Annotated in this window: 9 protein-coding genes, 1 tRNA gene, 1 other RNA gene and 1 riboswitch; of the genes, 10 read left to right on the top strand and 1 reads right to left on the bottom strand. The window is 34.4% G+C overall.

What is annotated here, in order from left to right; all coding sequences use genetic code 11:
* Positions 1 to 92 precede the first annotated feature (92 nt).
* Positions 93 to 239: riboswitch (Lysine riboswitch) on the top strand.
* An 84-nt stretch (positions 240 to 323) separates the two neighbouring features.
* The 10 genes from lysA (at position 324) to ssrA (ending at position 13,167) form a co-directional block, all read left to right on the top strand.
* Positions 324 to 1,619: a diaminopimelate decarboxylase gene (gene lysA, locus HMPREF2811_RS08185; protein WP_071408906.1), complete on the top strand. Its 1,296-nt coding sequence runs from the start codon at positions 324 to 326 to the stop codon at positions 1,617 to 1,619.
* Positions 1,620 to 2,045: 426 nt separating this feature from the next.
* Positions 2,046 to 2,942, top strand: coding sequence for a 4-hydroxy-tetrahydrodipicolinate synthase (gene dapA, locus HMPREF2811_RS08180; protein WP_071408905.1), 897 nt, complete (start codon positions 2,046 to 2,048; stop codon positions 2,940 to 2,942).
* 2 nt (positions 2,943 to 2,944) lie between these two features.
* Positions 2,945 to 3,718, top strand: coding sequence for a 4-hydroxy-tetrahydrodipicolinate reductase (dapB, locus tag HMPREF2811_RS08175; protein ID WP_071408904.1), 774 nt, complete (start codon positions 2,945 to 2,947; stop codon positions 3,716 to 3,718).
* Between the two features lie 364 nt (positions 3,719 to 4,082).
* The gene (locus HMPREF2811_RS08170) at positions 4,083 to 6,095 is read left to right on the top strand and encodes a DUF2079 domain-containing protein (protein WP_071408903.1); all 2,013 of its coding nucleotides are present in this window, start codon (positions 4,083 to 4,085) and stop codon (positions 6,093 to 6,095) included.
* Positions 6,096 to 6,266: 171 nt separating this feature from the next.
* Positions 6,267 to 7,241, top strand: a complete 975-nt coding sequence (locus tag HMPREF2811_RS08165) for a glycosyltransferase PgfS (protein WP_071408902.1) — start codon at positions 6,267 to 6,269, stop codon at positions 7,239 to 7,241.
* Positions 7,241 to 10,126: a YfhO family protein gene (locus HMPREF2811_RS08160; RefSeq protein WP_084802068.1), complete on the top strand. Its 2,886-nt coding sequence runs from the start codon at positions 7,241 to 7,243 to the stop codon at positions 10,124 to 10,126. Before HMPREF2811_RS08165 ends, HMPREF2811_RS08160 begins: the two co-directional genes overlap by 1 nt.
* Positions 10,123 to 10,512 (top strand): GtrA family protein, encoded by a 390-nt coding sequence (locus HMPREF2811_RS08155; protein WP_071408900.1) that lies wholly within the window; start codon positions 10,123 to 10,125, stop codon positions 10,510 to 10,512. Before HMPREF2811_RS08160 ends, HMPREF2811_RS08155 begins: the two co-directional genes overlap by 4 nt.
* Positions 10,513 to 10,927: 415 nt before the next feature.
* Entirely contained in the window at positions 10,928 to 12,277 is a 1,350-nt protein-coding gene (locus HMPREF2811_RS08150; protein ID WP_246829833.1) for an APC family permease, read from the top strand.
* A 375-nt stretch (positions 12,278 to 12,652) separates the two neighbouring features.
* Positions 12,653 to 12,725 (top strand) — tRNA-Lys (locus HMPREF2811_RS08145).
* Positions 12,726 to 12,800: 75 nt separating this feature from the next.
* Positions 12,801 to 13,167, top strand: a transfer-messenger RNA (tmRNA) gene (gene ssrA, locus HMPREF2811_RS08140).
* A 62-nt stretch (positions 13,168 to 13,229) separates the two neighbouring features.
* Here the strand turns inward: ssrA and HMPREF2811_RS11605 are convergent.
* On the bottom strand, positions 13,230 to 13,409 hold a 180-nt coding region (locus HMPREF2811_RS11605), incomplete at its 5' end, for a hypothetical protein (protein WP_210386564.1).

The following is a 13,409-nucleotide window of genomic DNA, read 5'->3' as shown; positions in this document are numbered from 1 at the left end:
AGAGGAAAACCAACAATAATTTGACACTATCTATTCTTTAATATTGTTTGACTTATATCGAGAAGATTGTTATAGTAAACTCAATTGAATAAGTTTTTGTGCGAGGCGCGGATGACAAGAGTACCTAAAAGGGAAAGGGGATTTCGCCGAAACAACGCTATTGTTGTTGGGGGCAAGCTGAATAAGTTTGTCACTGTTCTAATGAACCGTCCAGTTTATTAGAAAGTGCAATCATTAACTAGGACAGGGAAAATCAGACTATTTTTATTTGACGACCGCGAACCTAGATGTTTGTGGTCGTTTTGTTTATATGGAGGAAAAACATGAAACTTGAAAGTTACCAAACCATTGCCAATAACGAATTAGTTCACTCTGGTCATTCTTATCAGGAGTTAGCGAATCAATATGGAACACCTTTATATATTTTTGATGAAGCTAGTTTTCGCAGAAGAATAGCGTCTTATACAGAAAATTTTCATTCAGACTTATTTGAAACACAAGTGCTATTTGCTTCTAAATCCTTATTGACGAAAGCCATAGCCAAAATAATCGCAACATCGCCATTAGGACAGGACGTCGTCAGCGCGGGTGAAATCTTTGTTGGTTTAGCGGCGGGAGTGAATCCTAATAAAATGTATTTTCATGGCAATAACAAATCGGATGAAGAATTAGTATACGCCTTACAAAATGAATTAGGGACGATTGTATTGGATAATCGCATGGAAGCCAGTCGTTTAGAGCAAATTGCTGAAAAAATGAATAAACGACCGAAAGTACTATTGAGAATAAATCCTGGTGTGGAAGCTCATACGCATCAATATATACAAACAGCTAGTTTAGACTCCAAATTCGGTGAAAGTATTTTTGATGACCAAATTTTTGAACTCATTACCCAATTACATGAAAGTCGATTTTTGAATTTTGTTGGTTTTCATAGTCATATCGGCAGTCAAGTCTTTGAACGTGAGTCTTTTTTTAAAGCTTCATTGGCTATGATGGAATTTGCTCAAACATCACAAGAAAAAACGAATTATCCGATTACTGAAATCAATTTTGGTGGAGGTTTTGGAGTTTATTACACAGAAGAAGACCAACCCTTCGAGATGGCTGAATTTTTACCTGAGTTTGTAAAATATATTGAAAAAGAAAGTATCAGACTAGGTTTACAATTAAATAAAATTTGTATCGAACCAGGTCGCTCCTTAGTGAATGCTTCTGGCAGTACTTTATATCGAATTGGTGATTTAAAAGATACTGTTAGTGGCAAACATTACCTTTTTGTTGATGGCGGAATGAGTGATAATATTCGACCAGCTTTGTATCAGGCGCAATATGAAGCTGCTATTACTAATAAAATTACCGAACCAGCAACCATTGATTACACGGTCGCTGGTAAAGCTTGCGAAAGTGGTGATAAATTAATTGAAAACATCACACTGCCACAAGCAGCAACAGGTGATTTGTTATTAGTCAATGGAACCGGGGCATATAATTATACGATGGCTAGCAATTACAATCGACTCGCTCGCCCAGCCATGATACATATTGATGGCGCGCATCATCGTTTAACCGTGAAACGTGAAACATTTGAAGATATGATGAAAAATGAATTGGATTAAAATACGCGTTTATTGACAGATTCGATACGTTATTAGGCATTAAAGTTGCTTGAATAGCATCATGATAGAAAGCTGAAATAATAAAAATATGCTCAAAACATAAAAGGTGATGACTAAACCATTTGGACAATCTAATTAAAAGTTGAAAACCATTGCCTTTTGAATAAGGCGTTGATAAAGAAAAAAAGTTAAAATGCTAAAACGCTAAAAAGGCTAAAGTTTCTAAAACTCTAATAACGTTAAAAACGCGCTAAAGACTCCAAAAGCACTAAAAAAAATTAAAAAGCTAACACGCTAAAAACGCTAAAGTTTCTAAAACTCTAATAACGTTAAAAACGCGCTAAAAACTCCAAAGCACTAAAAAAATTAAAAAATTAACATGCTAAAAACACAGCATTACTGACAAAAATATAGGAGGAAATAATAATGGAAATATTTACAGGATCCGCAGTCGCATTGATTACACCATTTGATGAAACCGGCGCCGTTGACTGGCCAGCTTTTGATGCATTGTTAACCTTCCATTTAGAAAATCAGACAGATGCATTAGTCATTACCGGAACGACTGGTGAGGTCTCTACATTGACAGACGAAGAACAAATTAATCTCATTAAACGCGCGGTTGAAGTGGTAGAAGGAAAAATACCGATTATAGCTGGGACCGGGATTAATGATACTCGACACACCATTGAATTAAGTACTAAAGCAGAAGCAGCGGGAGCCGATGCCTTATTATTAGTGACCCCTTACTATAATAAAGCGAATCATCAAGGAATGTTATTGCATTTTACTAAAATTGCTGATGCTGTTTCGATTCCAATTATTTTATATCATGTACCTGGAAGAACTGGAGCAGTCTTATCGGTTGAACAAGTTGTTGAATTAGCGCAACATCCAAATATTGTAGCCATTAAGGACGCAACGGGTGATTTAGCCTATACCAAAGCGTTAGCTGAACAAGTAGATTTAGATCAATTTGCCATCTATTCTGGCAATGATGACCTGATTTATGATATCTTGGCTTTAGGAGGCAAAGGCGTCATTTCGGTTTTAGCGAATGTTTTACCACAAGAAACGCATCAAATATGTCAAAGTTATTTTGAAGGTGATACCGAGACCTCACATAAATTACAAAATGATTATGCGAGATTAATTGATAGTTTATTCGTAGAAGTGAATCCCATTCCAGTTAAATATTTGATGCATTTAATGGGGTATAATCAAAATGCCTATCGTTTACCATTATGGGAACCGAGTGAACAAGTTAAAAAAGAACTCGAAAGTTTGTTACCAGTAGTTAAGCATTATCAAAAGGGAGAATGAAGATGAAAATAATAATCATTGGATCGAGCGGTGCAATGGGACGAGCAATCATCCGATATGCCGATAGTACACAAGATATTGAAATTTATGCCGGATTACAAAAGAGTCCGGAAAAAGATGAATTATTTCCAGTTTTTTATAATTTTAAAGAGCTGACAGAGTATGTAGCAGGACAATCCATTAAACCTGATTTAGTCATTGATTTTTCTTCACCCTCATTAACTAACGAGTTGTTACAATTTGTGAAGGAGCAACAATTACCACTTTTACTGGCTACTACCGGTCTTTCAGACGAGCAACTTTCGTTAGTGAAAGATACTAGTCAATATGTACCTATTTTTGACACTAATAATACAAGTATTGGTGTGGCTGTCGTTCAAAAAACGATTTATCAATTAACCAAAACACTATATCCATTAGGTTATGATATTGAAATTATTGAAAAACATCACCGCTATAAAAAAGACGCTCCTAGTGGAACAGCGCTAATGTTACTAGAAGCGGCCCAACAAGCAATTGACGAGACGCCAACGATTATTTATGGTCGCAGTGGAATAGGAGAAGGGCGCCCTCATTCAGAAATAGCGATCCATGCGATTCGTGGTGGTGATATTGTAGGGGAACATACTGTCTTATTTGCCAATCATCATGAAGTCATTGAAATAAAACATCAGGCAAACAATAAAGAATTATTTGTCCAAGGTGCAATAGCTTGTTCTGAATTTTTATTACAACAAACAGCGGGGCTATATGCCATGAGTGACTTGATGCGCTAGATTAATCATATCGAAATATCATTATTAACGAGCTTGGTAAACTTAATATTATTATCATAATAAGAGGCATAAAACACGTTAAGAAAGACGTAAGTTTTATGCCTTTTTATGATGATTAACGAGGGCGCTATCAATCAACTTTGTAAAACAGCTAGCTTTAAAATATAGGAAAAGTCAGCAGTGAAGTTTGTCTTACTAGCACTCAAAGACACAACGCGATATAAATCAATCACTAACTATTAAAGAAATAATAATAAGATTGCATTAATATTAATTTTCTAGCTTAAATCTTGACTAGCTTTGATGATAAAGATAAGATTGAAATGCTAATCAAATTATTAAACTAAGGATGAATAAATAACTTATGATTAAGATAAAACAAACAGATGTTTATTTACCATTTTTAAATGGGTATTTAATTTATGCGATAATCTCAATATTTACACAACAACAATATGGTTTATATAGAAATTTAGATAATGATATTTCTTTTTTGATGGTCATCATTAGTTGTTCAGTGATTACGGGAGGACTTTTCTTATTTGAAAAACTATTTAAATTAGAAGAATGGCGTGAACGTTTGTTTATCATGTTGTTCATGCTCTTTTTTAATATTTTTGCTTTTATGAGTAAAAGTATGATGGTTACTTTAGGGTCACTGTTAGTGCTATTTGTTGCTTATTTATATAGACGCCTCAATCAAAAAAGATATAGCGATATCTATTTATTGGGTATCATCTTGCTGATGCTAATGGCGATTTATTTTATGTTTAATCCGTCAGAGGTTGCGATAGCAGAAAAGTTTCTAGTCAAGCTAACTAAAAATGATAAAAATAGTTTGATGGTCATCCTGTCATCAAGTGTTTTATTAGGAGCGTTATTATTTTTCAAAAACAAACTACGATGGTTAGAAAAATCCAAAAAACACCTGCCCATAGTGGTGGGAATGATATTCGTGTCGCAAATTCTACTACTTTCTACCATCATGATAGCAAAAGTAAAAATATTTGAGACACCGACTTTTGATATGGGAATTTTTACGCAAATGTTTGCTAATATGAAAAATGGGGCGGGGCCAGTCACGACACTTGAACGTGATCGTCTTTTATCTCATTTTGAAGTGCATTTTTCACCCATCCATTATTTATTATTGCCAATTTATTCAATATTACCTTATGCAGAAACGCTAGAAGTTAGTCAAATATTATTGGTTGCGTCTGGTGTTGTTCCGGTTTATTTAATTGCTAAACGTTTGTCTTTTAGTCAGACCTTTACCTATCTTTTACTATTAGTCTATTTATTATTCCCTAGTTTGACGACAGGACATTTGTATGACTATCACGAAAACTGTTTTCTAGCACCGATGTTGTTATGGTTATTTTATGCTGTTTTAATTGAGAATAAAGTTTTAATTGTTTTATTTACTATTTTAACTTTAATTATTAAGGAAGATGCTACGATTTATATTTTGAGTTTAGGGATTTATTTTCTATTTCAACAATCGTTTAACTTTACCAAATCAACGAAATGGACGATTGCGATCGTTTGTTTATTATTGCCAACCATTTATTTCGTCAGTGTCATTCATTATTTAGAAACGGTTGGTACCGGGGCGATGACGTCACGTTTTGCTAATTTTATGATTGGTGATCAAGAAGGATTAAAATTTGCTGTGATGAACGCATTAAAAAATCCGGTCTATACGATTGCCAGTGTGTTTACCTATCGAAAAACAATTTATTTAGGGACTTTATTATTTTCATTAGGCTTATTACCATTATTTCAAAAACATTTGATTAATTATGTATTATTATTGCCATTATTAGTGATTAATTTATTGAGTGACTGGCCTTACCAGGTTGATTTGTTTAAGCAATATCATTATGGTTCTAGCACATTCTTGTTTTTATTATTGATGATTGCTATTTATGAAATGTTAAAAGATCCACGGAAGCGACTATCTTTAACAGCTAAAAGATTGCTAGTGTTTGCTCTTATTGTATCTTCTGGCTTACAAATACGCTTAATTTTGCCTAAAATGGATAAATGGCAAACTTATCGAGAAAATCAAGTTCACTATGATGCGATAAAAACCACTTTAGCTAACATACCGACAACAGCTAAAGTTGCTTCCATCTCAAATTACACAACAGCACTAGCTGATCGCCATGAAGTTTATGATCTTTTTTACCATAATAAAGGAGCAGTTGATCACGAGCTGGATTATATTGTATTTGAATATAACTTATTAAATAATAGTAGTAAGGAAGCTAAAATTGTCAATCAATATATGGAACAAGGATATGTCAGCAGTGAGTTATCAAGTGATTTTATCTTGATTTTAGAAAAAGCCGAACAAACTGTTAATCAAGAATAGAACCGGACAAGTGATTCATTGGCATTAACTAAAGTAGTTTAAGCCAAATAATGATGAGGAGTTCAGGGGACTTAAAAGGTTTTTATCCATTAAATTTTATATTCATTTTTTTCTAGGGTAAAATATGGTAAAGTTTAATTATGGGAATTTTTTTCGAAAGGGGTAATTACAATGAAATTATCTGTAGTTATACCGATGTATAATGAAGAAGAAATGATTTTATTGACTCATGAAACAGTCAGTAAAGTGTTAACAGAAATAAGTCAAAAATTTAAAGCAGAACAAAATAAAGAAGTTGAATTAGAGTTTGTTTATATCAATGACGGCAGTAAAGATAAAACCTTACCGTTACTAAAAGAGGTTGCTAATTCCGATAGTCGTGTAAAATATATTAGTTTTAGTCGTAATTTCGGTAAAGAGTCTGGGATATTAGCTGGCTTTCAATATGCAACTGGCGATGCGGTCGTTTTAATGGACGGCGATCTCCAACATCCACCTCAAGTAGTGGAAGAAATGCTGACAGGCTATTTTGAAGGGTATGATATCGTATCTGCTCGTCGATCACGAGAAGGAGAAGGCAAGATTGATTCCTTCTTTTCTCAACATTTTTATAAAGTATTCAATAGTTTAATGGATGTCCATATTTCTGAAGGAGTCTCTGATTTTCGTCTCCTGAGTCGTAATGTCGTTGATTCTATTTTAAGCTTACCGGAGTATAATCGTTTTACCAAAGGCCTAGTGTCTTGGGTAGGGTATAAAGAAAAGATTATCGAGTATGAAAATCAAGTCCGCGAGGGCGGTTCAACTAAATTTGGCTTGAAGAATAAATTGAATTATGCGATCGATGCTTTTTTATCATTCAATGATAGACCGTTGCGAATTTGTGTCAATTTAGGATTAATTTGTGTCTCTTTAGGCGTGTTGTATTTATTATGGCATTTTATTATTTGGTTAATTGATCCGAGTCGTTTAATTAGTGGCTATTTCACCACTTTATTTGCGATTGTATTATTTGGTGGGGTGCAATTAATCTCGATTGGAATTTTAGGTGAATATATAGGGAAAATTTACTATGAGGTCAAAAGACGCCCACACTTTATTGTAGAAGAAACTAATATTCAAGGAAAAGACAAGGAACTGAGATAGTGGAACAAATAACAAAAAAATTTAATCAATTATATCAAACGAAAAAAGGACTCTATATCCTAAGTTTTATTTTACCAATTGCGATTATGTTGGTCGTATGGGCCTTTATGGGAGTTTACCCATTTGGAGACGAAACCCTAATGTCAGTCGATTTTGGACAGCAATATATCGACTTCTTCCGTCTGTATAAACGGACACTTTGGACAGGGGATTTAAGCAATTTATTTTATTCATTTTCTAAATCAATTGGTGGCACAATGATTAGTAACTGGGCTTACTATTTGATGAGTCCATTTTATTTAATCTATGCGCTCTTGCCAGCGGGTGAATTTCGCTTAGCAACGACCATCATTATTGGTTTACGCTATGGCTTTATTGCATTATCATTCGCGTATTTACTCATTAAACGTTACAATGGTCATTTAAATGATCGTCGTTTCTTAGTGCCATTGTTGTCAACTGTTTATGCCTTAGCTGGATTTTTAGTGGCTTATCAAATGAATATCATTTTTTATGATGGGATGATCATGTTACCATTGGTAATTTTAGCACTAGAGGAAGTATTAGACGGTGGAAAAGGGTATAAATTTGCGTTAATCATTGCCTTAACCTTATTCTTACAATATTATATGGGCTACATGATTTGTTTATTCGTTATCTTATATACGATATTTTATATGTCAAGTCGCCAATTATTTAGTAAAACCTCCTTATTAAGCATTTTAAGAGCAGCAATCTACGCTATCTTAGGGGCAGGGATGGTGATGTGGTTATTGTATCCCGTATTGATGGATTTATTAATTTCTAAAGGTGCGTATGGCAGTAAATTAACCTTCGAATGGAAGATGCAAATCAATCCTCTAGATGCTCTGGCAAAATTAATGATTGGTGCTTTTGACAGTCAATCGTGGCCAGCAGGCCCTAATTTACCCAATATCTTTGTCGGCAGTTTAGGATTGTTTGGTACTGGCGTATTCTTTGCGAATCGATCTATTTCTAAAAAGCAAAAAATGGCGGCTGTGTTTGTCTTTGCGGTCTTTTTCATTTCGATTGTTAATTTATTTTTCAATAAAATTTGGCATATGGGCCAAACACCGGCTGGCTTCTTTTATCGATTCTCATGGATTATTTCATTCTTCATGGTCTTATTAACTTATCGTGGCCTTCATAACTGGCGCAGTGTCAGTTGGCCATTAGTGATGGTTTCTTCGGCCTTTATCTATTTAGCCGCTGAATGGACCTATTCAAATGAATTTTCATTTTTCAATTTTGATGCAACGAGTGAAGTGGTCCCGTTATTGGAAAATTATTTAGCCTTAATTTTACGAGTGTTAATCGTATTATTTATATTTTCATTGTACAAATACCGTCATATTGGACGACAACGATTAATCGCTATGATAGGCGGTTCGGTCCTAATCTTTATTGCCGTTTCATTATTAAATCATTTTGGTTATTTAGTTAAATTACAGACCTTATCCCTCACGATTTGGATTTTTGTATTATTCATTTTAGCTTTTGGCTTTAAAAAATCGAGTTATTTAGTGATTAGTTTACTCACTATTTTTGAATTAGGACTTAATGCTTATATCGTTCAAAGTCGAATGAATTATGACGATGCTTCAAAATTTAGAGATGCACAATTATCCGTTTTACCGGTAATCGATTTAATCCGACCAAGTAAAGAAGGAGAATTTTACCGTATTAATAAAATGTTTGAACGAAGTAAAAATGATCCTTTCATGTTTGATTATCCAGGGATGACTCATTTTAGTTCAAATATGGAACGTTCTACCTTAAATTTCATGACAGCAGTAGGAGATTCAGGCAGTAATGCTTCGAGCTTCTATGGTAACGGAACCGCCTTTATGGATGCTTTTTACGGTATACGTTATGTAGTCGATTATCAAGATTATACGAATGAGGATGTCCAACAATATCCAAATCGCCGTTTCTTCCATCGTAATTCTACCCGGAGTGATTTACTCGATTATTATCAATTATATTGGGAAGATGAACGTTTTAAAATATATGAAAATCAGAATGTATTGCCCATAGCTTTTGGTGTCAATGAACAGACCGTGAATTTAGAAATTCATCCTAATCAAGTTGCTCATACGAACAATCAAATACTATCGGCCATCAGTGGACAGGAATTACAAGTCTTTAAATCCTACCTATTTGAGAACATTGAATTAACTAATGTAAAAAAAGAGGAAACAGCTTCTGGGAAAGTAATCTATAAGAAAATAGATGAAAGCCAAAAGGGTGAAATTAAATTTACCTTTACACCCCAAACAGATGCGACCTATTACATTAATGCGCCTTTAGCCTTAAAACGTCAAAAAGGTGGTAAGACTGAAATTAAGTTGAATGGACGTTGGTATGATTATCAACATTCATTTGATGGTCAGCAATTATGGAATATTGCTAATAAACAAAAAGGGCAAACTCAAGAAATGGTCTTAACGTTAGGAACGACGAAAGAACTTGATTTAACCGATATGTACGTGATTACAGCCGATCAAAGTATTAGTGAACAAATCATCGCACACCGCAAACAACAAGGAATGAAAGTAACCGAGTGGGGGAATACCTTTATGAAAGGGACGGTTAACATTACCGATGATAGTCGTTATATGATGACCTCGATTCCTTATAATCAAGGATGGACTGTGACCGTTGATGGACAAGAAGTCCCAATCAAAGAGACTTGGGGTGCCTTTATTTCATTCCCAATTAGCAAAGGAACTCACGAAATTGAAATGAAATTTACCCCAGATGGCTGGAGTATTGGGTGGATGATAACAGGTCTTTCAATTTTAGGCTTGATAGTGTATAGTTTACTAGAGAAAAATAAAAGAAAGCCTGTGGTCAATCGATGAGAAAATTATTCGAACAAATTATTAAATTCGGTATTGTCGGCGTCATTGCGACGGTTATTGACTGGATCATTTTTTATACTTTATTTAATGCTTTTGGCGTATGGTATATCTTAGCGAAGTTTATCGCTTTTGTCATTGCCACCATCTTCAATTATTATTTAAGTATGAAATATGTTTTTGTTAGTAAATATTCAGAAACAGAAAAAGGCCGTGAATTTCAATTGTTTGTATTATTAAGTGTCATCGGCATGTTAATTACTTTAGCTTTATTATGGTTTACAGTTGAAATTTTAGGTATTAATGCCAATTATGCCAATATTATGGTAGCCGTTGTGGTGATGTGTATTAACTTTGCCATGAGAAAAATTTGGTTAGAGCAAAAATAGAATTGTCACTCGATTAATGAAAGAGAGTAGAATAACATAGGAATCGTTTTATTTTTGGAACTGCTCAGTTAAGAATGCTTCTTAATGGGTAGCAAGCTGGTTATTCAAAATCGATTGTTAATCGAGTTTTTATTTGATAAATAGCAATACGATTGGGAGTGGACCAGAAGTAGAAAATTAAATAATTTTCGCTTCGTCTGCCCACCCCCCGCATAGGTGAGTAGGCCTCAAACAAGTCGAAAGACGCAGTTTGAGACCACTCAACTACTGTGCTTTTAATAAATAAGCACTAATTTGACTGGATTTTTCAAATTTATGCCTAGCCTCCAGGCAATCAGCATTTTATTGTTTAAGTGTTTTTAGAAACGGTCAATTGAATTTTTATCAGCTAAATATGGATGTAGAAGGTGTACGATTGAAAGAAAAAAATAAAACTTATGGATTGTTAACGGCCATCGCGATGATTGTCGGAACAGTGGTGGGATCGGGAATATATTTTAAAGCGGATGATATTTTATCCTTTACTGGCGGCAATGTTACCTTAGGCGTTCTGGTAATTTTATTAGGAGCCGTTAACATTATCTTTGGGAGTTTAACGTTGGCACAGTTAGCATTAAGAACCACTACCAGTGGCGGACTGGCCGGCTATGCTGAAATATACTATAATCAGACCTTTGCGACTGTGATTGGCCTGTTCCAGACCTTTATCTATATTCCAGTCATCACAACAGTGGTCACATGGGTTGCTGCGTCCTATACATTAAGCTTATTGATGGCCAATGCGAGTTTTGAATCTGAAATTATATTAACGATTGTTTACTTACTTATTATTGCCTTAATAAACTATTATTCGAAACAATTAGCAGGATTTTTTCAAAGCCTTTCAACTTTTATTAAAGTTATTCCGCTAATTATTATTATGATAATGGGTCTCATTTGGCAACAGCCGATGCCCGAAATACCCTCTAATTTATTAATCGTTGAGCCCAGAGACGTTGGCTTTGGTTGGTTAGCAGCTTTAGTTCCTTTAGCATTTACCTTTGATGGTTGGAATGTGGTCACGAATATTGCACCAGAATTAAAAAATGCGAAACGTAATTTACCATTGGCCTATATACTAGGACCTATTTTTATTTTAGTCTTATATGTCAGTTATTTTGTCGGTTTAAATAATATTTTAGGCGTAACCTTTATTTTATCGACGGGTAACAATTCAGTTAATTTTGCGTTTAATATGATCTTTGGAAGAGCTTTGGGGAATGTATTAATTATTATTGTGATAATTTCAGTTTTAGGAGTGGCGAATGGTATGTTTCTAGCCAATATTCGTTTACCTCAAGCAATGGCTGAAAAAGGGTGGTTAAAGTCCGAATCATTGCAAAGATTACATCCACAACATCAATTATCAACTCATTCTACACTTTTAGTAATGGCGATCAATCTTCTTTGGTTAGTGATTCACTACTTTGTTTTTAAATATCAATGGTTGCCTAACTCAGATATTTCAGAAAGTGCCGTAGTCTTTAATAATTTATGCTTATTACCGATATATTACTTAGTCTTCCAGCTATATAAAAAAGAGCAGATTAAAAATAAATTCTTTGGAATTATCGCACCATTATTTGCGACTTTAGGCATTTTAGTAATCGTACTTGGTAATTTTATTCTAAATTTTAAAGCAGCCTTGATTACGTCGATAGTGGGGATTTTATTTATATTGTTATTTTGGTCATACGCTAAGCGACAACAACGCTACCAACCGTGATAAACGATGGTGATTGGACAAATACTTTGAAATTCCATTAGTTCCAATTTTTTATAGTGCCAGTGGTTGAGGGAATTCAAATTGCGCCTTCAAGAGGATCAATAGAGGGTGGGGCATAAACTGGATAAATATAGTCATGTTATTGTTTGTTAATTAAGAGCGCAGTGGTTTAATGGCTTAAATCTGTGCCTTAATCACCTATTTTAGACCTACTCAATTATGCTAGGCTAGGCAGAGGAAGTGATAATCGAACGATTTTATACTTTTTCTGCTCAGTTTCTTTATATCGGATAATGTGATTATATTAACTACAATTATTTTTTAAAAAAGTACTTGCAATTGATTAGTTAGAGGTATATAATATATTTTTGTAACGGGCTGTTAGCTCAGTCGGTAGAGCAACTGACTCTTAATCAGTGGGTCGCGGGTTCGATCCCCTCACAGCCCAGTCGTAGCACAAAAGCCAATTTGACTATAATTGACTTTTGTGCTTTTATGTATTATAATAAAGACATAATATTAAGGGGATGTCATGGTTTCGACAGGTATTGTTCGAGCTAATGACGCGTCAGGAAGGCAGCGACTTCCTAAAAACGCTACAGTTAAATATAACTGCAAACAATCAAAACAATAATTTCGCTTTAGCAGCCTAAAAACCTGCAGCGAAGATCACCCTGGTATCGCCCATGTACTCAGATCGTGGTCTCAAATTTAGTGGGATACGTTTTAACTTTCCGTCTGTAAGTTAAGAAAGAGATTATCAGACTCGCGATAGCGGATGCCTGTTTGTCGGCTATGCAGTAGCTAAATCTTAAATGGATAAACTATTGACGTAGACTCGTTGGTGGCGAGATATTTGGACAGGAGTTCGACTCTCCTCATCTCCACTTTTGTAATAATTTTAAAATAACTACTGTTAAAAAGCTTGATACAATAGGCTTTTAGACGGTAGTTATTTTATTTTGTATGAAATTGTTGTAATTAAACCACGTAAGATATCACGTAACATCACTACAATTGATTCTGATAATACTCTTCGTCTACCGACTCGTTTTTTATAAGTTGGCGGTTTTATGATATCCTCTGCGATAGGAAGATCGCGAACATCTTCATACTTGCTTCTTTCATATTC

The organism is Globicatella sp. HMSC072A10, assembly GCF_001811625.1.
GTDB classification, from domain to species: domain Bacteria; phylum Bacillota; class Bacilli; order Lactobacillales; family Aerococcaceae; genus Globicatella; species Globicatella sanguinis.
This window is presented reverse-complemented; position numbering and strand designations above follow the sequence as displayed.